General features: G+C 68.3%; 21 protein-coding genes. 9 read left to right on the forward strand and 12 right to left on the reverse strand.

Annotated features, from left to right (window positions below):
- Nucleotides 1-8: 8 nt before the first annotated feature.
- A complete protein-coding gene (locus AC1DJ5_RS03910) occupies nt 9-749 on the forward strand; it encodes an endonuclease/exonuclease/phosphatase family protein (RefSeq protein ID WP_477019759.1) in 741 nt (246 codons plus the stop codon).
- Here AC1DJ5_RS03910 and AC1DJ5_RS03915 read toward each other — a convergent pair.
- Nucleotides 734-2,218: a phospholipase D-like domain-containing protein gene (locus AC1DJ5_RS03915; RefSeq protein WP_441452943.1), complete on the reverse strand. Its 1,485-nt coding sequence runs from the start codon at nt 2,216-2,218 to the stop codon at nt 734-736. The two genes, AC1DJ5_RS03910 and AC1DJ5_RS03915, sit on opposite strands and share 16 nt — an antisense overlap.
- A gap of 151 nt (nt 2,219-2,369) precedes the next feature.
- Between AC1DJ5_RS03915 and AC1DJ5_RS03920 the strand changes: the two genes are divergently transcribed.
- From AC1DJ5_RS03920 to AC1DJ5_RS03930, 3 genes are all read left to right on the forward strand, one after another.
- Nucleotides 2,370-2,549 (forward strand): hypothetical protein, encoded by a 180-nt coding sequence (locus tag AC1DJ5_RS03920; RefSeq protein WP_441452942.1) that lies wholly within the window; start codon nt 2,370-2,372, stop codon nt 2,547-2,549.
- A gap of 146 nt (nt 2,550-2,695) precedes the next feature.
- Entirely contained in the window at nt 2,696-5,281 is a 2,586-nt protein-coding gene (locus AC1DJ5_RS03925; protein ID WP_477019760.1) for a tipN, read from the forward strand.
- A 117-nt stretch (nt 5,282-5,398) separates the two neighbouring features.
- Nucleotides 5,399-5,992: a hypothetical protein gene (locus AC1DJ5_RS03930; protein ID WP_441452939.1), complete on the forward strand. Its 594-nt coding sequence runs from the start codon at nt 5,399-5,401 to the stop codon at nt 5,990-5,992.
- A gap of 22 nt (nt 5,993-6,014) precedes the next feature.
- Here AC1DJ5_RS03930 and AC1DJ5_RS03935 read toward each other — a convergent pair whose 3' ends face one another.
- On the reverse strand, nt 6,015-7,175 hold the full coding sequence (locus tag AC1DJ5_RS03935; RefSeq protein ID WP_477019761.1) for an MFS transporter: 1,161 nt from the start codon (nt 7,173-7,175) through the stop codon (nt 6,015-6,017).
- Nucleotides 7,176-7,224: 49 nt separating this feature from the next.
- On the opposite strand from AC1DJ5_RS03935, the gene AC1DJ5_RS03940 reads away from it, so the two are divergent.
- Together AC1DJ5_RS03940 and pip are read left to right on the forward strand one after the other, a co-directional pair.
- Nucleotides 7,225-7,596 carry a DUF423 domain-containing protein gene (locus AC1DJ5_RS03940; RefSeq protein ID WP_441452935.1) on the forward strand — a complete coding sequence of 124 codons (372 nt, stop codon included), beginning with the start codon at nt 7,225-7,227 and terminating at the stop codon, nt 7,594-7,596.
- 31 nt (nt 7,597-7,627) lie between these two features.
- Nucleotides 7,628-8,602 (forward strand): prolyl aminopeptidase, encoded by a 975-nt coding sequence (gene pip / locus AC1DJ5_RS03945; protein ID WP_441452933.1) that lies wholly within the window; start codon nt 7,628-7,630, stop codon nt 8,600-8,602.
- Nucleotides 8,603-9,031: 429 nt separating this feature from the next.
- Here pip and AC1DJ5_RS03950 read toward each other — a convergent pair whose 3' ends face one another.
- From AC1DJ5_RS03950 to AC1DJ5_RS03985, 8 genes are all read right to left on the reverse strand, one after another.
- Nucleotides 9,032-9,520, reverse strand: coding sequence for a DUF6173 family protein (locus AC1DJ5_RS03950; RefSeq protein WP_441452931.1), 489 nt, complete (start codon nt 9,518-9,520; stop codon nt 9,032-9,034).
- 28 nt (nt 9,521-9,548) lie between these two features.
- On the reverse strand, nt 9,549-10,700 hold the full coding sequence (rodA, locus tag AC1DJ5_RS03955; RefSeq protein WP_441452929.1) for a rod shape-determining protein RodA: 1,152 nt from the start codon (nt 10,698-10,700) through the stop codon (nt 9,549-9,551).
- Nucleotides 10,697-12,745: a penicillin-binding protein 2 gene (gene mrdA / locus AC1DJ5_RS03960; protein ID WP_441452927.1), complete on the reverse strand. Its 2,049-nt coding sequence runs from the start codon at nt 12,743-12,745 to the stop codon at nt 10,697-10,699. Before mrdA ends, rodA begins: the two co-directional genes overlap by 4 nt.
- Nucleotides 12,742-13,260, reverse strand: coding sequence for a hypothetical protein (locus AC1DJ5_RS03965; RefSeq protein ID WP_477019762.1), 519 nt, complete (start codon nt 13,258-13,260; stop codon nt 12,742-12,744). Before AC1DJ5_RS03965 ends, mrdA begins: the two co-directional genes overlap by 4 nt.
- Nucleotides 13,257-14,435, reverse strand: a complete 1,179-nt coding sequence (gene mreC, locus AC1DJ5_RS03970) for a rod shape-determining protein MreC (RefSeq protein ID WP_477019763.1) — start codon at nt 14,433-14,435, stop codon at nt 13,257-13,259. Before mreC ends, AC1DJ5_RS03965 begins: the two co-directional genes overlap by 4 nt.
- A 115-nt stretch (nt 14,436-14,550) precedes the next feature.
- Nucleotides 14,551-15,591: a rod shape-determining protein gene (locus AC1DJ5_RS03975; RefSeq protein WP_441455871.1), complete on the reverse strand. Its 1,041-nt coding sequence runs from the start codon at nt 15,589-15,591 to the stop codon at nt 14,551-14,553.
- A gap of 252 nt (nt 15,592-15,843) precedes the next feature.
- On the reverse strand, nt 15,844-16,461 hold the full coding sequence (locus tag AC1DJ5_RS03980; RefSeq protein ID WP_477019764.1) for a glutathione S-transferase family protein: 618 nt from the start codon (nt 16,459-16,461) through the stop codon (nt 15,844-15,846).
- A 22-nt stretch (nt 16,462-16,483) separates the two neighbouring features.
- Nucleotides 16,484-17,197, reverse strand: a complete 714-nt coding sequence (locus AC1DJ5_RS03985; RefSeq protein WP_441455873.1) for a TVP38/TMEM64 family protein — start codon at nt 17,195-17,197, stop codon at nt 16,484-16,486.
- 122 nt (nt 17,198-17,319) lie between these two features.
- On the opposite strand from AC1DJ5_RS03985, the gene AC1DJ5_RS03990 reads away from it, so the two are divergent.
- Nucleotides 17,320-18,525 carry a pyridoxal phosphate-dependent aminotransferase gene (locus AC1DJ5_RS03990; RefSeq protein WP_441455875.1) on the forward strand — a complete coding sequence of 402 codons (1,206 nt, stop codon included), beginning with the start codon at nt 17,320-17,322 and terminating at the stop codon, nt 18,523-18,525.
- Nucleotides 18,526-18,532: 7 nt separating this feature from the next.
- Here the strand turns inward: AC1DJ5_RS03990 and AC1DJ5_RS03995 are convergent, their stop codons facing one another.
- The gene (locus AC1DJ5_RS03995; RefSeq protein ID WP_441455877.1) at nt 18,533-18,940 is read right to left on the reverse strand and encodes a hypothetical protein; all 408 of its coding nucleotides are present in this window, start codon (nt 18,938-18,940) and stop codon (nt 18,533-18,535) included.
- Complete coding sequence (locus AC1DJ5_RS04000; RefSeq protein ID WP_441456063.1) at nt 18,940-19,914, reverse strand: polyprenyl synthetase family protein; 975 nt, start codon at nt 19,912-19,914, stop codon at nt 18,940-18,942. Before AC1DJ5_RS04000 ends, AC1DJ5_RS03995 begins: the two co-directional genes overlap by 1 nt.
- A gap of 142 nt (nt 19,915-20,056) precedes the next feature.
- Here AC1DJ5_RS04000 and AC1DJ5_RS04005 point away from each other — a divergent pair, with 142 nt between their 5' ends.
- A complete protein-coding gene (locus tag AC1DJ5_RS04005) occupies nt 20,057-20,827 on the forward strand; it encodes a tRNA1(Val) (adenine(37)-N6)-methyltransferase (RefSeq protein WP_441456064.1) in 771 nt (256 codons plus the stop codon).
- 146 nt (nt 20,828-20,973) lie between these two features.
- On the forward strand, nt 20,974-21,585 hold the full coding sequence (locus tag AC1DJ5_RS04010; RefSeq protein WP_477019765.1) for a TIGR02466 family protein: 612 nt from the start codon (nt 20,974-20,976) through the stop codon (nt 21,583-21,585).
- Nucleotides 21,586-21,593 lie beyond the last annotated feature (8 nt).

Here is a 21,593-nt window from a genome sequence, read left to right on the forward strand (position 1 = left end):
AAGGACCCATGCCCAGACTTCTGACCTATAATGTCCATCGTTGCGTCGGCGTCGATCGCAAGCTGGACGTGGCGCGCATCGCCGCCGTGATCGCGGGACTGGAGCCGGACATCGTCTGCCTGCAGGAGTTGGACGTCGGTCGCGCCCGTACCGGCGGCGTCGATCAGGCGAGCGCCATCGCCCAACGTCTGTCGATGAGCTTCAGCTTCCATCCGGCGATGAAGGTCGAGGCGGAACTGTACGGCGACGCCATCCTGACCCCGCACCCCGAACGGCTGATCCGCGCCGCCGCCCTGCCGACCCTGCCCAATCTGCGCGGACTGGAGCCGCGCGGCGCCCTGTGGTCGGCGATCGAGTTCAACGGGGTGACGCTAAACGTCGTCAACACCCACCTGGGTCTGGTGCCGCGCGAGCAGCGCCTGCAGACGGCGGCCCTGGTCGGGCCGGAATGGCTGGGCGATCCGGCCTGCACGGGGCCGACCATCCTGACCGGCGACTTCAACGCCACCTCGATCACCCGCCCCTATTACGCCCTGACGCGGCGGCTGGCCGACGCCCAGCGCGAACTGGGGCTGAAGCCCTCGGTGAAGACCTTCCCCTCCAGCTTCCCCGCCATCCGCATCGACCACTGCTTCGTCAGCCCCGAAATCAGGGTGACGGGCGTGATGACGCCCTTGCATCCGCTGGCGCGCGCCGCTTCCGACCACCTGCCGCTGGTGATCGACTTCGAGTTTCAGCCCCCCGTCTGAGGCCCTGTCTGAGCGCCCGTGATCCGTGGCCGGTGCGAGCGGTTCTGGCGCTTCCACGGCTGCCAGGCGTCGGAGGACGAGCCGGGATCGCCCAGTTGCCATTCAGCGATCATCCGCTGCGCGGCGTTGGGCGGGTCCGAGCCCAGAGCCGTCATCCGATCCGCGCCGAAGGTCTGAACCGCCTGACCGACCGAGCCCATCACGCCCTCGACCTGGGCGAAGTCCTCGCCCGATACGCCAAGGAAATGGCCGATGGAGCGTTGACGAAAGCGGCGAACAGCCTCGCCCCCCTCCTCCGTCGTCGGCTCGGCCGCCACGTCGCATTCGGTGTCCAGACCCAGCGAACGGTTGTTCAGATTGGTCGAGCCGATCCGCAGCAGCCGGTCGTCGATGATCGACATCTTGGCGTGAACGATGATCCGTTCGCCCTCGACGGTTCGGGGACTGAAGGCGAAGAAGCGGTTGTATTGGTCGGCCTGCTCCAGCCGATACAGGACCTCGGCGCGGGCCGTGTCCATGGTCAGGCTGTCGAACCAGCTGGGGCTGCGCCCGGTCGAAACCAGCACCACTTCCGGCCCGTCCGGCTCGGCCAGCCGCTCGGCCAGGGCGGCGGCAATGGTCGGTGAGGTGAAATACTGGTTCTCCAGATAGATCAGCCGCTGGGCCCGGCGGATCGATTCCAGATGCAGCGCCTCGTTCTCGCGCACCTCGGGCCGCCCCCGCACGCGCGGCTCGGTGCGGGCCACGCCGACGGTCACGTCGCTCAGGACCGCCTCGACGCCGTCCGGCCAGGGATCCTCGTCCGTCTCGTCCGGCAAGGTCCGTTCCCAGGTGGCGCGGAACCAGCGCTCGCGCGCCAGGTCGCCCAGGGCCATCGCCGCGGGACCGTCCAGAACACACATCACCTCATGCCGGGGCGAGCTGAACAGGCCTGACGGCTGGCAGCGGCGCGGATCGTTATCCAGATGTTCGTCCGTGTCCCAACGGTCGGTGGCGATGTCGCCGCCGCCGCAGAAGGCGACCTTGTCGTCGATGATCACCACCTTCTGGTGATGGCAGGCGCCCAGGATGCCGGGCTTGTCGAGCCTGAACTCGACCGTTCGCTTCCGGAACCATCGCTGCGCCCGGTGCGGATAGAAGCCCTGCGAGGCGGCGATCAGCAGCGGCGATTTCCAGATCAGCAGCCGGACGTCCAGTTCGGGCTTCTCGCGCACCAGCATCCGCAGCTGATGGCCGATCTCGCCGCGCCGGTCGGTCAGGTGCGAACTGGGGTCCAGCCGGGTGCGCGGGTCGAACTGCCAGCCCAGCACGACGATCGACTTCTTCGCCTTCGCCAGCGCTGAGGCCAGGGCGTCGAAATAGGCGTTGTTCTCCATCAGCGGCGTAAAGCGATGCGCCGTCGCCACGCGCCAGCAGTCCCGCCCCGGATCCAGCAGACTGCCTTCGTAGCTGTCGCCCCATTCTCTCATCTGGCCAGACTGACTGATTCGCATGACGAGCCTATGCGCCGGGCCCGCAAGCTTGACGTTCGACGCCCCGGTTCGTTCCATTCGCCCCGCCGTGCAGCTTCACAATGCCGCCGCATTGTAAACAGAGCCGTGTTCTGTCATTGTATGCGCCATGCAAATGCTGCTCGAAATGCTGGCTGGCCTGATCGCGCTGCTCGCTGCGGCGGCGCTGTCGCAATTCGGCGTCGATTTGCATGCCCCCCGCCAGTCGGAACGGGAAATCCAGCGCGTGCAGGACTGCAAGGACGCGCCCGCCGCCAGCATCGCCGTCGCCGCCCCGCGCGGCTGCTGACCCGCTGGCCTGACGGACCTCATCGCCGATCTCCTTTCGAATCCCTGCCCGTGAGCCTTTGCGCGGCCGGATCGAGCCGCTAGGGTCTCATCCCTCCGCGCGCCCTCGCCGCGTTTCCGGCGAATAGTGATCGAGAACGACGCCCCATGAAGTTCAGCCATCGGCCGCCGCTCAACCTTTCCGACCCCGAACCGGGCGAAGATCAGGATGAAACCACCCCCTCGATCACCGAGGAGGCGCTGGAACTTGCGCCCGAGCTGAAGCCCGAGCCTCAGCCGCAGTCTGAACGCCCGATGTCCGAGCGCCGTCGGCGGCGTCTGATGGAGGAGCAGCGGCTGGCCGAGCAGCGCGCTGCCGCCCTGCACGCCGCCGCGCCCGATCTGGCGCCGCTCGCCGTATCGGCCGACGCGCCGCCGGCGCCGCTGGACACGCCCGCCCCGGCCTCCATCTCTGTGCGCAAGGCCGCGCTTGCGCCTAGCGGCAACGCCTATCTGATCGCCGGCGTCGCCTCGGCCCTGTGGATCGGCGGCGTCGCGTCCTGGTTCGCCTATGAATTCGGATCGGGCGCGGTCCAGTTGGAGCCGCTCAGGCTGGCCGTCTATGCCCTGATCGCCCTGGCCCCCGCCGGCCTCGCCATCATGCTGGCTCACGCCGTGCGGCAAGGCGCCGGCCTGGCGCTGGAAACCCGCCGAGCCCGTGACATGGCCGACGCCCTGATCGGCCCGACGGCGCTGGCCGCGCATCAGACCGGACAGGTGCTGACGTCCTTGCGCGGCGACATCGATCAGGCCGCCCTCGCCGCCGAGCGCGCCCGCAACGACATGGCCCTGCTGCGCGAAGCGCTGGTCGAGGAAACCGTCCGCTTGAACGAGGCCGCCGAATCCGCCGGCCGCACCGCCCGTCGCCTGGCCGACCAGTTGGGTCGCGAACGCGAGCAGTTGGGCGCCCTTGGCCTACAGTTGGATGGCCAGGCCACCGGCGTCGTCGATGCTGTCGAGCGTCAGTCGCGCATGGTCGTGGACGCCTCGGATCTGGCCCAGACCCAGCTTCGCGAGGCCGAAGCGGCGCTGGCCGCCCGCGCCGCCGACCTGGCCGCCGCCGCCGGCGAGGCCCAGGACGCCGCCCGCGCCGCCGCCGACGACCTGGCCCGCCAGACCCTGCGTCTGGAAACGGCCGGCAGCGGCGTCGCCGAGCAGATCCAGTCGGTTGAGGAAGGCTTGAGCCAGCAGCGCGCCGCCCTGGTCACCGCCGCCTACGCCCTGCGCACCGATCAGGAAGACTTCTCGGCCCAGATCGAAAGCCAGCGCGCCCAGTTCACCGAACAATTGTCCCTGACCCGCAGCGCCGCCGGCGAACTGAACCAGACGACCGGCGACGTCGGCGACGCCATCAAGGCCCAGATCGAAGCCGCCGCCGACCAGTTCCGCGCCCTGGTGGACCTGTCCCAGCGCGAGGCCGACGGCTTCGACCACGCCACCAAGCTGGCGCTCGACCGCTTCGAGGCCCTGGCCGCCGAAGCCCGCGACCTGCTGGTCGAGGAAACCCGCCGCGCCCTGACGGCGCTGCAGGCCACCGCCGAGGAACAGCGCGCTGCGGCCGCTGCCGCCATCGAACAGGCCCAGATCCGCGCCGACCGCCTCGGCGAATCCCTGTTCGACGCCGCGCAGAAGGCCGACGAAGCCGCCGAGGCCCGCATCGACGGCGCCCGCAAGATCGTCAACCAGACCGCCGACATGGTCGACCTGACCGGCGAGAAGGTCGCCGAACGTCTGGAAAGCACGCTGGAACGGATGACCGCCGCTCTGGCCCAGGTCGAGACGGCCGTGGCCGAGATGGACGCCCGCGCCAGCCGCCTCCCGGAAGAAGCCGCCGCCCGCGTCGACGCCGTGCGCGCCTCGGTCGAGGAGGGTCTGGCCGCCCTGACCGCCGCCTCGAAAAAGGCCGCCGAGGACACGGAGACCCTGGACGCCGGTTTCCAGGACCGGGTCCGTCGCAACTACGACATGCTGACCGAGGCCGTCCGCGTCATGGGCGTGGTGTCGGGCGACGCCCCCGCTGCGCGCCGCCGCGAGCCCCTGCTGTCGGTCCCGCCAAGCGAGCCTGCCCGCTACAAGCCGCGCCGGGTCGAGCCCAAGCCGGAGCCCCTCCCCGAACCCGCCGCCAAGCGGCCCGAGGAGCGCGGTTTCGGCCTGCGCGGCCGTCTGCGGCTGGAGCCGGCCGAGACCGCCTCGGAAGCGCCCGCGCCGGTCCCTGAGAAGGACGACATGCTGGACTGGAACGATCTGGTCGATGGCGTGGATCAGCACGCCGAAGCCGTCGAGGCCCCGCTTGAGCTGGACACGCCCGTCCCCGCCGCGGACCCTGGCGCCCTGGACCCGGGCGCCCTGGGCGACCGGATCACATCGGCGATCCGGCGCATGGGGGTCGATCCCAACGCCCTGCTGCCCCGCGCCCGGATCGAGGAAGCCGCCCGCGCCCTGGCCGCGCATGAACCGGATCGCGCCCGCCAGATCGTGCGCCGCGTCGCCCCCGCAGCAGTGCGCAGCGTGTCCCGCCGCATCCTGGCCGACGCCGAACTGCGCGCCGACGCCGACGCCTACGTCCGCGCCTTCGCCCAGTCGGTGAAGGAACAGGCGCGTCAGGGCGACGCCCACGGCGTCCAGAGCCGGCTGGCGACCGACGAGGGCCGCGCCTTCATGCTGCTGGACGCCGCCATCGGCGACCTCGGCTAGGCGTTGGGCGCAACGCTGTCGCATTTTGTTCCGGCGGGCTTGACCTCCGCCCGGGTTTGACCGCACCGTCCGGGCGCTGTCGCATTAGTGTCACACAGGGTGGACTCCTTGCTGGATATGGATTTCGGGCTTCGCACCGACCGACGCCCCGCCATCGCCATCTGTGCGTGGGACCCGGCCTTCGACGCCTGGGACCCGGTCGAGGACCTTTCAGGCGAGCCTTGGAACCCCGTCGGCGCGCGCACCTTGCCTGTTGCCGGAAACGCCTCGGCTGACACCCTGGCGGCCCATCTCAGCACTCTGCTCGCCCGCGGCGAATGCAGCGCCCTGCTGCTGGTCGGGCGCACGGCGAATCCAGGGGCCTTCCGCTTGCAGATGCGGGCCGAAAACCGCTGCCTCGACCGCAGCGACCGCCTGGATCGCACAGGCCCGGGCGTCGTCCGCGCCACCGCCGCCGCCGCCGAGATCGTGCGCGACCTGACCGCTGCGGGGCTGAACGCCCTCGCGGCCTCGGACGCCGAGGAGGACGCTGGCAGCTATATCCTTTATCGCATCCTGGCGGACCTGCCCGACGGCCCGGCCTCGCCCGCCATCGGCCTCATCCGCGCGCCTTCGGACGCTTCGAACGCCAAGGTCCAGTCGGCGGTCAAGACGGCGGCGTCTGCGATCGCCCGCCACCTGGCTCCCCTGCCCCGCCCCAGCGCGGCCTGAAGAAGCGCGCGCCGCCTGAGCCTCAGCCGGCGTGCCGCCCTGACCTCAGGGTCAGCCCGGCCAAGCCCCCGACCAGCGCCAGAGCCGCCATCGCCAGGTAGCCCTTCAGGCCGAACGCGTCATACAGCGGCCCCGACGCCGCCGTCGCCAACCCGATCAGAACGCCGGCCGACACCACGGAACTGAGGGTCTGCGCCGCCGTATGGCTGTCGGGTGGCGACAACCGTTCGACGATCTGCACCCCCGCCAGATAGGTCGCGGCGAAGCTGAGCGCGTGCAGGGTCTGCAGCGGCCACAACGCTAACAGCGGCGGCGAAAAGGCCATCAGCGTCCAGCGCACGACCGCCGCCGTCGCGCCGATGCTGAGCACGGCCCGCGGCCCGATCCCGACGCGTCGTCGCCAAGGCTCGACCACCCACATGAAGCCGATCTCGACCAGGACGGAAAAGGCCCACAGCAGGCCGGTCACGCTCTCGGGAATGCCCTGCGCCTTCCAGGCGATGGCCGAGAAGCCGTAGTAGAAGGCGTGCGCCGCCTGCACCGCGCCCACCGCGAAGATGGCGGTCATGAAGACCGGATCGGCGACCAGCCGCCCTAGTCCCTTGAACCGCTCCAGCCCCGGAACCCGCGTGCTCTCGGTCACCCGCTCGGCGGGCAGGACCCGCCACGCTGTCACGGCGATCAGCACTGCGGCGACGGCGATCCAGATGATGATCGCGCACGGCGAGGTCCGGGTCAGCAAGGCCCCCATGCCGACGTTGGCGACCACGAAAGCCGCCGAGCCGCAGCCGCGCGGCAGGGAGAAGTGGAAACCCTCGCGCCGGGCGACCCGCAGCGTCATCACGTCGCTCAGCGGGATCAGAGCCGCCGCCGCCGTGGCCCCGACAAACCAGCAGACGGCCCAGGCGGCGAAACCCTGAACCAGTCCCGCCCCGCCGTATCCCGCCGTCATAGCCAGCCCCAGCAGGGCGATCGGCGTGCGCCTGTATTGGAATCCGTCGGCCCAGACGGCGATGGCCGGTCCCGTGACCAGCCGCCCCAGCATGGGGATGGCCAACAAGGCGCCGATCTCGGCCCCGCTCAGGCCCTGCTCGCGAAACCACAGGCCGGCGAACGGCAGGGTCACGCCGCTGGCGGCGAACAACAGGATGTATTGCAGCGCCATGCGCGGGGCGGACTTCATGGGCGCTGCGATAGCAGACTCCGTCACAGTTGTGGTCTAGACATTAGCCATGAGCCATGACCGCAACCTGCTCGTCTTCGCCGCCTTCAACGGGGCCATGGCCGTCGCTCTGGGCGCCTTCGCGGCGCACGGCGCCGGCCCGGCGATCAAGAGCCTGCTGACCACGGGCGCCCAGTATCAGATTGTCCACGCCGTCCTGGCCGTGGCCTGCGCCGCCTGGGCGACCGGCGGTCGAACCGCGCGGATCGCCGGTTGGCTGGCGGCGAGTGGCGGGTTGATCTTCTGTCTGGCCCTGGCCCTGATCGGCCTGCTCAGCCTGCCCGTCATGGGCGCAGTCGCCCCCGTGGGCGGCGTGCTGATGATCGCCGGCTGGATCGCGCTGGCCGTCGCCGCGTTCCGCTCACACATCGTCAACGCCTGACCGGCCAATCTGAAAACCCCCATTTCCTGACATGGCAATCCTCGTGACCAACACCCTTCGCCGCGACCTCTATCCCGAACTGGAAGCCTATGCGTCGGGCTGGATGCCGACCGACAGCATCCACGAGATCTATTACGAGGAAAGCGGCAACCCGCACGGCGTCCCGGTCATCGTCCTGCACGGCGGCCCCGGCGGAGCGGTCAATCCGGGGATGCGGCGCTATTTTGATCCGGCCAAATACCGGATCGTCATGTTCGACCAGCGCGGCTGCGGCCTGTCGCGGCCCAACGCCTCGCTGGACAACAACACCACCTGGGATCTGGTCGCCGACATCGAGCGCCTGCGCGAGAAACTGGGCATCGACAAATGGGTCGTCTTCGGCGGCTCCTGGGGTTCGACCCTGTCGATGACCTACGCCATCAAGCACCCGGATCGCTGCCTGGCGCTGGTTCTGCGCGGCATCTTCCTGCTGACCAAGAAGGAGTTGCACTGGTTCTATCAAGACGGCGCCTCGATGATCTTCCCCGACGCCTGGGAACGCTTCGTGGCCCCCATCCCCGAAGCCGAGCGCGGCGACCTGATGGCCGCCTATTCCAAACGCCTCCTCGGCGATGACGTCGCCGAGCGCGAACGCTGCGCCGTGGCCTGGTCCAGCTGGGAAGGCGAGACCGTCAGCGTCCAGGGACCGTCGGGCAAGCCGGACAAGTTCGCCGAGCCGGAGTTCGCCGTGGCCTTCGCCCGGATCGAGAACTGGTACTTCACCAACGGCGGCTTCTTCGACAGCGAGAACTGGATTCTCGAGAACATCGAAACCATCCGCCACATCCCCTGCTGGATCGCGCAGGGCCGGTTCGACGTGGTGACGCCGATCTCGGGCGCCTGGACCCTGCATCGCGCCTGGCCGGAAGCGAAGCTGGACATCGTCGGCGACGCCGGCCACGCTTCGACCGAGCCGGGCATCATCGACAGCCTGGTGCGCGGCACCGACTGGGCGGCTACCTTATAATCCCATCATCCCGGCCCAGCGGCGAAGCCGCGCCGAGCCGGGACCCGCCCAAACGCCGACGCTTCCTGCGGTCCCGGTTAACGGCTGCGCCGTTTCCGGGATGACGTTGAGCATCAGCCAACGCATCCGCGACCACCAATCCCTTGCCCCACAAGGGATCAACCCTCCTCGACCGCCCATATGCGCGCCCTGATCTCAAACCCGTGCACAGTGATGACCGGTCTTTGACAGCCCCATCCGCCGCCTCGCCGCCCCAGGCAGGCCGCTCCCCTCTTCACCGCCCCTCCGGCTGCGGCTTATTGCACCAATTGCACTGTTTTTTTCGCCGCACGGTGCAATGAGCGCGCCCTTCCTCGCCCCATAGCAAAGCCCGGCGTCCGTGGCGGTCCCGGCTGGGCGCGGCTTCGCCGCTGGGCCGGGATGACGCGTTTATAAGGTCGCCGCCTTCGGATTGGTCTTCTGCACCATTTCGCTGAGTTGGAAGCCGATGCGGCGCGCCTCGCGCTCCTCCGGCTTCCGGATCGCGGCGAGCACCACGTTGATCTGGGTGTAGTGCTGGATCAACCGCACCGGCTTTCCGTCGGCGTTGCGGCCAAAGAAGATGATCAGGTCCGGCCCCCAGAAGCCGACGTCCATGATCTGCATCGTGCCCTCGCCCGGCAGGCCGACGACGCGGGCGCCGATCTCTTCGTCCTTGTCGAGGTTGGCCTCGAACTCCTCGATCAGTTTGGACAGGCGAACGAAGGCCCATTCGGCGGGATTGTTCCGCATGCGGACACCCTCGGCCAGAGCCGCTGCCTCATTCTTGGGATCGCCCATCACCGGCTGTGGACAGGGCGTGTCGCCGCAATCCGAGAACATGGAGGGATCGGCCTTAGGAATGGCGGCGGCTTCAGCGTCGGGCGTCTCGTCGGTCATGAGACCAGCCTAACGCCTGAAACTGCGATTAGAACAGCCCGTGGCCCTTGGGCAGTTCGTCGTAGCGGTTGACCCGCACCGCCATGACCAGGCCGAAACCGATCATCACCGTCAGCATCACCGTGCCTCCATAGGACAGCAGCGGCATCGGCACGCCCACGACCGGCGCCAGACCCATGACCATGGCCCCGTTGATCAGGACATAGAGGGCGAAGGTCGCCGTCACGCCGGCCGCCGCCAACCGCCCGAAATGACTGTGCGACAGCGAAGCGATGCGCAGGGCGATCAGGATGATGGCCGCATAGCAGAGCAGCAGACTGAACGAGCCGATGAAGCCGAACTCCTCCGACACCGCCGCGAAGATGAAGTCGGTCTGCTTCTCGGGCAGGAATTCCAGCTGGCTCTGGCTGCCCAGGCCGAAGCCCTTGCCGAGCAGCCCCCCCGACCCGAGGGCGATCTTGGACTGCAGGATATGATAGCCCGTGCCCGAAGGGTCAGCCTCGGGGTTCAGGAAGGTCAGCACCCGGTGGCGCTGATACTCGTGCATCCCGAACATGATGTAGGGCGGCACCAGGGCCAGCGCAGCGCCGCCCACGGCCCCGATGATCTTCCAGCTGAGGCCCGCGACGAACATCATGGCCGCACCGGTCAGGCCGATCAGCATGGCCGAGCCCAGATCGGGCTGGTGCGCCACCAGAAGGAAGGGCGCGCCGATGATGGCGACCGGGTAGATCAGCTTCCAGCTGAATTTGGCGTCCTGAGCCGAGGCGCCGTGATACCAGCGGGCCAGCGCCAGAACGACGCCGATCTTCATGATTTCAGAGGGTTGAATCCGGGTCACGCCGATGTCCAGCCAGCGCGTCGCCCCCATGGCCGTGTAGCCGAACAGTTCGACGCAGACGAGCAGGAACAGGGCGATGAAATAGACCGGCCAGGCCAGCCTGAACCACCAGCGCAGGCTGACCATGGCCAGCACCAGCATCAGCAACAGGCACACGCCGTAGCGGATCAGGTGTTTGGCGGCCCACGGCTCCCACGACTGTTTGCCGACGGAATAGAGCATCAGGCCGCCGACGCCCGACACCAGGGAGATCAGGAACACGAAGCGCCAGTCGATCTGGCTCAGTTTGACCGACAGTCGCTCGCGCTCGCCGGGACGGGACAGGGCCGAAGCGGTCATCGCGGCTCCGCAAGATAGGGGCGAGGCCCGGTGGAGGCGACGGGCGCGGCGGGACGCGGCGCGGCGGTTTCGATCTCGGGCTCGGCCGGGGCAGCGCCGAAGTCGGCCTCGTCCGCCGTCACGGGACCGGTGGGTTCGGGCGGCAGGGGCCGTTCGATCCGCGCGCGCATCTCCGGGTCCTTGAGCAGGGTCGTGCGCATGATCTCGCGGGCGCGCGGGGCCGCGGCGGTCGCCCCGCCCATGCCGCCGTGTTCGACGATGATAGCGATGCCGTAACGCGGCTCGTCTACAGGAGCGAAGGCCACGAACAGGTTGTGGTCCTTCAGCGCCCAGACGTTCGATTTGCGTGACCCGGTGCCGTAGTTGCGGACCTGAGCCGTGCCAGTCTTGCCCGCCATCTGGATGTCGCCCAGCCCCAGTTGGCTCTGCCGATAGGCGCCGCCGGACCGGTCGTTGGCCACGGCGATCATGCCCTGACGGACGATCTCGAGGTGCTCGCGCGAGAACGGCAGATCGGGCGTCTCGGCGCCGCTGGGCCGCTCGACCCCGCCGACCGACTTGATCAGGCGCGGCTGCAAGGCTTTACGCGCGTTGGCGAAGCGCGACACCATGACCGCCAGTTGCAGGGCGGTGACATTGACGTCCCCCTGCCCGATGGCCACCGACAGGGTCTCGCCGGGGAACCAGACCCGCGACTCGGGATTGGGGTTGCGCTTGTTGTAATTCGCCTTCCAGGCTCGGCTGGGAATGCTGCCCGTCTTCTGATTGCCGACCCCGATGTCATAGGTCTGCATGAAGCCGATCTTCTTGGCGACTTCCTGGATTTTGTCGACGCCCGCGCGATTGCACATGTGATAGAAATAGACGTCGCACGAGTTCTTGATGGCGTCGTGCATAGTCTGGGGGCCATGGCCCCGATGGTTCCAGCAGCGGAACGTCCGACCGCCGTAGTGATAGCCGCCGGTGCAGACGACGCGCTCGGCAGGATTGACCCCTGCCTCCAGCAAGGCCAGGGCCGTGGTCAGTTTGAAGGTCGAGCCCGGGTGGAAGACCCCGCCGATCGCCTTGTCCAGCAACGGCTTGCGCTCATACTCGCTCAGCGCCTTGTAAACCTTGCTGGGCACGCCGCCGACGAACATGTTCGGGTCGAACGACGGTGCCGAGGTCATACACAGGATGTCGCCGTTGCGGCAGTCCATCACCACAGCCGCGCCGCTCTCGTCACCGAACACCTCCAGCGCCCGATTTTGAATGTCGGCGTCGAGCGTCAGCACCACCTCGTCGCCCGGCACGGCGGGGCGCGAGCCGGCGATGTCCTCGGCCACCACGCGGCCGCGCGCATCGACCTCGACCCGGTTGCCGCCGGCGACGCCGCGCAGTTCGGGGTCCAGCGCCTTCTCCACGCCCGACCGACCGATGCGGAAGCCGGGGTTGAACAGGATCTGAGGCGGCTCCTCGCCCTTGTCGCGGATCGCCTTGACGTCGCGGTCAGAGACCTTGGCGACATAGCCGATGACGTGGGCGAACGACCCGGCGAAGGGGTAGTAGCGCGCCTCGTTCATGTCGGCCATGACGCCCGGCAGTTCGGCGGCGTGGAGATTGACGCGCGAGAACTCGTCCCAGCTCAGGTCGCTCTTGACCGGCACGGGCGAGAAGCGCGGCGCGGCATTGACCTCGCGGATGATGGTGCGGCGACGCTCCAGCGTGTCGGGCAGAAGCCGCCCCAGAAGGTCCAGCGTCTGATCCAGATCCTTGGTCTCGTCACGCACGACCAGAACGCGAAAACTGGGCCGATTGCCGGCCACGACCACGCCGTTCCGGTCCTTGATCAGGCCGCGCGGCGGCGGGACCAGACGAAAATTGAACTGGTTGTTGGTGGCGAGGGTCGCATATTCCGCGGCCTTGACGATCTGCAGTTGGGCCAGCCGCCCCGTCAGCGCCGTGATCCCCAGCGCCGTGGCTCCGCCAAGCAGAAAAGTGCGCCGCAGGAACGAGCCCTGTCGCTCATTCACATCCGAAAAGAAGATATGGGGTTCGCTGCTCATCGGAATCGCACGTCGGCGTCGTTAAACCGCTGGATCAGCCAGTCCGCCAGGGGGAAGAGCAACAGCGTCGGCACGACCTGGCCCAGGAGGGCCAGGATGTTCGGCGAATTGCCTGCGTCCAGCGTAACGATCGTATAGGCCAGGAAGAAGGCCAGCCCGGTCGAGGCGGCGTAAAGGGCGAACAGGACGATGGTCGCCTGCCCAGCCAGGAAGTTGGCGGCCAGCAGGATCGCGCCATAGATCGCCAGCAGGCTGATCGGCCACAGGCCCAGCGGCCCGCCCCAGAACAGGTCCAGAAACAGCCCAAGCCCGAACAGAACCACCGGGGCCAGCATCGACGGCCGGATCAGCGGCCAGGCGAAGGCCAGGACGATCGGCAGGACCGGCTCAGGCAAGGTCAGGTCGAACAGCCGCAGCGGTACCGCCAGCAGCACCGTGACCGCAATGGCCGTCAGGGCCGGATAGACGATCCATTGCAGCGGGCCGACGACGCGGACCGTGATCGCCCGTCTCACTCTGCCGCCCCCGCGGGGGTCGGCGCCGCATCGGGAGCCGACGCGGCGGGCTCGGCCGGCGCAGGCGAGGACGGTCGGGGCGCTGCCGGACGCTGCGCAGCGGGGCGCGACGTGGAGAGGGCGGCCGCCGCCGTCGCGGCGGGAACGGGGCCAGACGCAGGAAGCGGCGGCGGGGCGGCGTTGGCGGCGCGCACGCGCTCGGCGGTCGCGGCGGCGGCGGCGGCGCGGCGCGTGGCCACGTCCTGAATGGCGGCGGCCTGGGCCGGGGTCGGCGGCGGGGCCGTGTTCAGACTGGCCAGCGGCGGCGCGTTCAGCGCGTTCTGGTCGGCCAACTGGCTGAAGTCCTGGAACAGCAGGATGCGGACATAGTCGATCGCCGTCCGGTCGCTGAACAGCTTGACCCGCCAAGTCCCGTCGACGCCCTTGGCGGCGACGCCGATGGGCAGGCCGCGCGGGAAGCCGCCGCCGTCGCCTGACGTCAGGACGCGGTCGCCTTCCTGCACCGATCCGGCCCCACGTACATAGTCCAGACGCGGGCTGCCGCTGCCGTCGCCGGTCAGCATGGCGCGCGCGTCGGTGCGCTCGACCAACACCGGCGTGCGCGACGCCACGTCGGTCAGCAGCAGCATCCGGCTATAGCCTGACGACACGCCCATGATGCGGCCGACCAGTCCATGCTCGCTCAACACAGGGTTGCCGGTGCGCACGCCCTTGGCGGCGCCGACGTTCAGCAGCCGCGCCCGGGCGAACGGGCCGCGCGAATCGGTGATGGCCAGGCCCGTGACCATGGGCACCGGCGGCTCGGTCTTGACCCCTAGCATCTGTTCGAAGCGGGAATTGACGTTCTTCAGCGCCAGGGCGTCGTCGCGCCAGGCGTTCAATTCGACGACCTGCTGACGCAGCCGCCGGTTCTCCGACACGGCGAAGAAATAGCCTTTGACGTAATCGACGGCGTTGCCGGTCCAGCGCACGGGCGCGGACAAGGCTCCGCCCACCGGCGCGGCGCCGGCTTCAAAACCGGCGCGCACGGGCGCATAGCCGTCGGCGTTCTGGGTCTCGCGGCGATCGCCAAGCAGCAGCATGACGGCGCCGACGATGCCCACGACGACCATCACCGCGGCCGTCCAGGCCAGCGGGACCTTCAGATTCTCGAACGGTCCGTCGCGAAACGCCACGGCCAGCCTTCCTGCTAGAGGTTCGGGACCGGCGAGGTCTTCCCCGCCGGCGGTGAGAGCCTATCGCAAAAACCGATTCCCGAAGAAGGCGGCCGTCACGACAGGCTGATCAGCCTCAGAGCGAGGACTCGAGGACGCCCTTCATCCACGACGGGTGCTCCAGCACCTTGCCGCAGCCGATGGCGACGCAGGACAGCGGATCGTCGGCGACCTGAACCGGTAGGCCCGTGTGGTCGCGGATCTCGACATCCAGACCGCGCAACAGGGCGCCGCCGCCCGTCAGCATGATGCCCTTGTCGGCGATGTCGGCGGCCAGTTCCGGCGGCGTGGCTTCCAGCGCGACCTTCACGGCCTCGACGATCTGGCTGACGGGCTCAGCCAAGGCTTCAGCAGCCTGGCGCTCGCTCATCTTCACTTCGCGCGGCACGCCCTGCATCAGGTCGCGGCCCTTGACCTCGATCGACAGGCCTTCGCCGTCGGCCGGGGTCCGGGCGGTGCCGATGTCCTTCTTGATGCGCTCGGCGGTTGTTTCGCCGATCAGTAGATTATGGTTGCGGCGCATGTAGCTGATGATGGCGTCGTCCATCATGTCGCCGCCGACGCGGACCGAACGCGAGTAGACGATGCCCGACAGCGACAGGACGGCGACCTCGGTCGTGCCGCCGCCGATGTCGACGACCATCGAGCCGGTCGGCTCGTGGATCGGCAGGCCGGCGCCGATCGCAGCGGCCATCGGCTCGTCGATCAGGCCTACGCGACGGGCCGAGGCGTTCAGGCAGCTGTCGTTGATGGCGCGGCGCTCGACGGCCGTGGCGCCCGACGGCACGCAGACGATCATCTTGGGGTTCACGAAGCCCTTGCGGTTATGAACCTTGCGGATGAAGTGCTTGATCATCTCTTCGGCGACTTCGAAGTCGGCGATGACCCCGTCGCGCATCGGACGGATGGCTTCCATGTGGCCGGGCGTGCGGCCCAGCATCTGCTTGGCTTCCAGGCCGACAGCGTGGACGATCTTGCGACCGCCGACATTACGCAGGGCGACGACCGAAGGCTCGTTCAGGACGATGCCCTTGCCGCGCATGTAGATCAGGGTGTTGGCGGTCCCCAGGTCCATCGCGATGTCGTTGGAGATCATGCCGAAAAGGGGTGAAAGCATGGGCGTCGGGTACCGCTTGTTCGAGCCTGCAAGGGCGTGATTCGTGCTAGTCCGCTGTGGCGACGCCCCCGCCCCGCGCGTCGAGGTGCGCAGAACCATCCTGATCGTCCTCGCCTGGCCGACTATAGGCCCGTTTGCCCGCATGCCGCGTCGATTGCAAGCGCCGATGACACGTCGATCACAGCCTTGTCACGGCAAGGCTTGGACGCCCGTCCGCTCAAGCTTTCCGACCCCGCTCGGCGCTTTGCAGCGTCAGATTGCGGTCAGACCCTCGGCGGCGAGCACTCGCTGAACGGCGGGACGCGATTGCACCCGGTCCAGATGGGCGTTCAGACGGGGAAAGCGCGCCTTGTCCAGCAAATCCGCCTGACGCGCCCAGCGCGTGAAGACCATCAGATAACCGTCCGTGAGCGTGTGATCGTCGCCCAGGGCCCAAGGCCCAACCAGCAGATGATGTTCGGCTAGATCATATTTCGCCAGAGCGGCCTCGACCGCCATGTCCCTCGCCTCGCCTTCCAGCCGCGGATGCGCGAACACCACCTTGCCGATGGCGGGATGCAGGGCCGAGGTCAGCCAGGCGTTGAAGGCCTGAACCTGCGCAAACTTGAACGGATCGTCCACATCGGCCAACCCGGCCTGGGGATGGGTCTGGGCGACATAGGCCATGATGGCGACGTTCTGGGTGATCACGCCCTGCGGCGTCGCCAGTGCGGGCGTCACACCGGCCGGATTGATAGCCAGATAGGCGGGCGTCTTCTGCTCGCGCTTCGCCAGGTCGATCTTTTCCAGGACATAGTCGGCCCCGGCCTCCTCCAGCGCGATATGCGAGCCCATCCCGCAGGCGCCGGGCGAATAGTAGAGCTTGAGCATCGGTCTTCTCCTCTGGATCGGATCAGTCCGTGCGCGCAGCCTCGCGCCGCTTCACGATCTCGCGCACGGCCAGCATCAACGCCAGCCAGACGACTGCAACGCCGGCGAGGATCAAAGAGGTCCATACGCCGTCGCCTGAAACCGCCGCCATGAAGGACCCGCCAAAGAAGGCGACCAGCGCGGTCTTGGGCAGGACGCCCAGGGCGCAGCCCGCCAGATAGCCGGGAAAGGACGCCCGCACCGCGCCGAACGCCATGTTGACGACGATGAAGGGCGCCGAGGGCACGTTGCGGATGATGAAGCTGGCGGAAAAGGCGTTGCGGCCCACGAACCGCTGCAGGCGTTCCGCCGCCCCGCCCCCGAACCGTTCCAGCGCTCGCGCCGTGGGGCCGCGTCCCAGCCAATAGGTGACGGCCGCCGACACCACCGTCGCGATCCAGCTGTAGAGGAAGCCGAACCACGGCCCGAACGCCACCACGCAGGCGGCGATCAGGATGAACTGAGGCACGCCGACGAAGGCTGACAGGGTGAAGACCACGATGGCGGCCACCAGCCCCCACGGCCCAACGCGATAGCCGGCCAGCCAGGCCTCGAGCTTTTCCTCGGCGCCCAGGGTGAAATGGGCTTTGCCGAAGGCGAACATGGCGATGATTCCCGCGAGCAGCAGCAGGCTGACCGCCAACGTCCGCCAACGCTGGGCCTCCATGTTCAGCAGAAAATCGACGACCCGCCGCATAAATTTCGTCCAAATCGCCTTTTGATCGTCCGCAGGACGCACAAACGTTGTGCGTCCTCGCGGGGTTGCGTATCAAGCTTCGCCTCCCCCGGTTCCCTCCACATCGTCCAGACGGGATAGACATGTCCAGCCTTCAGTCCACCGCCCTCTCTCGCGTCAAGCCTTCGGCCACCCTGGCGGTGACCGCCCGGGCGCGCGAACTGAAACGAGAGGGCCGCGACGTCATCGGCCTGGGCGCCGGCGAGCCGGACTTCGACACCCCGGACAATATTAAGGCCGCCGCCATCGACGCCATCAATCGCGGCGAGACCAAGTACACCGACGCCGACGGCATGCCCGAGCTGAAGGCCGCCATCGTCGCCAAGTTCGCGCGCGAGAACGGCCTGACCTATGCCGCCAACCAGATCCACGTGGCCTCGGGCGGCAAGCCGGTGATCTACAACGCCTTCCTGGCCACGCTGAATCCCGGCGACGAAGTCATCGTGCCCGCGCCCTACTGGGTTTCGTATCCCGACATGGTGCTGCTGGCCGGCGGCGAGCCCGTCACCGTGATCGGTCAGGAAGCCGACGGCTTCAAACTGCGCCCCGAGGTTCTGGACGCGGCCATTACGCCCAAGACCAAGTGGATCATCCTGAACTCGCCGTCGAACCCGACCGGCGCCGCCTATACCCGCGCCGAGTTGGAAGCCCTGGCCGTGGTGCTGCGCAAGCATCCGCAGGTCTGGATCCTGACCGACGACATGTACGAGCACCTCGTCTATGGCGGGTTCGAATACCTGACCATCGCCCAGGTCGCGCCCGACCTCTACGGCCGCACCCTGACGGTCAACGGCGTGTCCAAGGCCTATGCCATGACCGGCTGGCGCATCGGCTATGCAGGCGGCCCCAAGCCGCTGATCGACCTAATGCGCAAGGTTGCCAGCCAGACGACGTCGAACCCCTCGTCGATTAGCCAGTGGGCCGCCGTCGAGGCCCTGAACGGCCCGCAGGACTTCCTGGCCGAACGCGCGGGGGCCTTCGAGCGCCGTCGCGATCTGGTCGTGTCCATGCTGAACCAGGCCACGGGCGTTCGCTGCCCCACGCCGGAAGGCGCCTTCTACGTCTATCCGTCGATCGAGGGCCTGATCGGCAAGACGACGGAATCGGGCGTGGTCATCGCTGACGACGAGATTTTCACCACCGAACTGCTGAACCAGGAAGGCGTGGCCGTGGTCCAGGGCACCGCCTTCGGCCTGAGCCCCTATTTCCGCGTCAGCTACGCCACGTCGGAAGACGTGCTGGAAGCCGCCTGTGCGCGCATCCAGAAGTTCTGCGCCAGCCTGAAGTAATACCCGCCTAGAGCGGCGCCGGCGGAATGTTCAACGTCGGCGCCGTCTTCAGGATGAAGGACAGGCACCATTCCGTGGCGCGGCGCGAGTTGTCGTGGTCGCCCTCCGGATTGCGCGTCAGCACGCAGGCGGCGTCAGGCCTGTGGCCGCCGTCGGGACCGGCGTAGAGCACCACGCCGGCGGCCGGTCCGCTTTCCCGGCGATAAGCCAACATCAAGGGGCCAGAGACGTTGAGGCTGACCGCTTCCGCCTCGCCTTCGCCCAGAAGGGCGCGCGCCTGCGCGTCGGGATCGCCCGGCGCCAACCGGAACAGCTCGGCCTTGAGCGCGTCGCTGGGCTGGGGCGTCATGGTGAAGCGCGGCGCGTCCTGGGGGGCCGTCGCCAGCAGCCCCGCGATGACGACCGCCAGCAGCATCAGGCCGCGCGGCTGACCGCGAAGTCAGCCAGGTCTTCCAGCGCCGAACGCCAGTCGCTGGCCGGCAGGACCGACAGCGCCGCCTTGGCCCGGTCGGCATAGTCCCCCGCAGCATCCAGCGTCGCTTCGACCGCGCCGACGCCCAGGATCAATTCGCGCGCCCGGTTGAAGTCCTCGGGCGTGCGGTCGCCCTTGGTGATGACGCGATCCCAGAACATGTCTTCCTTGCCCTTGGTGCGCTGGACGGCCAGCAGCAGCGGCAGGGTCGCCTTGCCCTCGTTGAAGTCGTCGCCCGCGTTCTTGCCCAGGGTCGCCGTGTCGCTGCCGTAATCCAGGGCGTCGTCCGCCAACTGGAAGGCGATCCCCAGGGCCATGCCGTAGTCGCGCAAGGCCGTGACCTGTTCTTCCGAAGCGCCCGCGCCCACCGCGCCCGACTCGGCGGCGGCGGCGAACAGTTCTGCGGTCTTGGCGCGGATGATCTGCAGATAGGTGTCCTGATCCAGGTTCAGGTCATGGGCGCGCGTCAGTTGCAGCACCTCGCCCTCGGCGATGACGCTGGACGCGGTGGCCAGAATGCCCAGGGCGCGCAGGGAATCCGTCTCGACCATCAGTTCAAAGGCACGCGCGAACAGGAAGTCGCCGACCAGCACCGACGAGGCCGCGCCCCAGATCAGATGTGCCGCCACCTTGCCGCGCCGCATTTCCGAGCCGTCGACGATGTCGTCGTGCAGCAGGGTCGCGGTGTGGATAAACTCGACCGAGGCGGCCAGCTTCTTGGGCCCTTCGATATCGCCCAAGGCGCCGACGGCGCGCGCGGCCGCGACGGTCAGCAGCGGACGCAGACGCTTGCCGCCCGCCGACACCAGATGTTCGGCCAGAAGCGGAATCACCGGCACGTCGGACTGCATTCGGGCGATGATCATGGCGTCGACCGCCGCCATGTCGTCCTTCGCCAGACGAACAAGGGCGTCCACATCGCCCTTGGGGCGGGGAGCGGCGACGAGAGCTACGTCCACGAAATTCTCTTTCAGCACAGGGGCGAAGGAAGAGATTCGCCCGAAAATCACACGCGTCCGCTTGCCCGAACGCGATGCGGCGCACAATGGTGGCGGCGTCATGATGGGTCAAGCCGGGTCAACCCTTACTGTCGCAGCCGATGTTGCGGAATCCGCCCTGCTGGGCGGCCGCGTCCGGCTGCGCCAACCGATCAAGGGCTATCGCGCCGGCATGGACGCCGCCCTGCTGGCCGCCGCCGTCGAGGCCAAGCCGGGCGAACGGCTGATCGAGGCGGGCTGCGGCGCAGGGGCGGTGCTGATGCAGGTGGCCGCGCGACGCCCGGGCGTGTCGCTGACCGGGTTGGAGCGCGACCCGACCGCCGCCGGGCTGGCGCGCGAGAACGCCGCCCTGAACGGCGTCGATGATCGCACCACCATCCTCAGCGGCGATGTGGCGCAGCGGTTTCGGGCGCTGGACCTTGCGCCCTTCGACTGGGCCGTCAGCAATCCGCCCTTCTTCGACGACCCCGGCGCGCTGCGCGCGCCCGGCCCCGGCAAGATGGGGGCCTGGATGGCCGACGACGGCTTAAAGGCCTGGACCGGCTTTCTGCTGAAATCCGTGCGCGAGGCCGGGCGCATCGTCGTCATCCACCGCGCCGACCGTCTGGCCGACCTGCTGGCCCTGCTGGGCGAAAAGGCCGGCTCCTTCGCCATCCGCCCCATCCATCCCTACGCCGACCAGCCCGCCAAACGGGTGCTGGTGCAGGCCATCAAGACCGGCAAGGCGCCGCTGCGCCTGCTCCCGCCCCTGATCCTTCACGACCGCTCCGACGCCAAGCATAGCCCCGAGGCCGAGGCGATCCTGCGCGGCGAGGAGGGGCTGCCCTTTTGACCCTTCCCTTCCTCTCCCTTGCGGGAGAAGGTAGCAGTTGGAGGCTGACGGATGAGGGGTTTTGCTGTCGGTCGAGAGACCCCTCATCCGACCTCGCTGCGCTCGCCCACCTTCTCCCGCAAGGGGAGAAGGGCTATGGCAACGCCATGTCCCTGCGCCCCCTCTTCCCGACCCAGGTTTACGAAGCCTCGCTGGCCGCCGCCCCCGGCTGGCCCGAACTGCACGAGGAGATTCTCGACCTCTGCCTGGTCATGGCCGAGGAGGACGAGGCCGGGATCGACTGGTGCAAGACCAACCACTATCCCGGCTACACGTCGTACGGCTCGATCAACGACCTGCCGCACCGTTTCCCCGAGTTCGCCGAACTGAAGAAGCTGCTGGACAAGCACGCCGCCGCCTACGCCAAGGCGCTGCACTTCGATCTGGCCAAAAAGCCCCGGCTGGACAATCTGTGGGTCAACGTCCTGATGCCCGGCGGCGGCCACACCGGCCATATCCACCCGCACGCCATCATTTCGGGCACCATCTACATCCACATCCCCGACGGCGCTTCGTCGCTGAAGATCGAGGACCCGCGCCTGGTCATGATGATGGCCCGCCCCGGCCTGACCGCCGAGGCGAGCGAGGCCGAGCGGCCTTTCGTCTATTTGAAGCCCGCCTCGGGCACGATCCTGATGTGGGAAAGCTGGCTGCGCCATGAAGTCCCCGCCAGCCGCGCCGAGGAACAGCGCATCTCGATCAGCTTCAACTACGCCTGAGGCGGCTG

It is taken from the genome of Brevundimonas sp. 01N35, assembly GCF_056399785.1.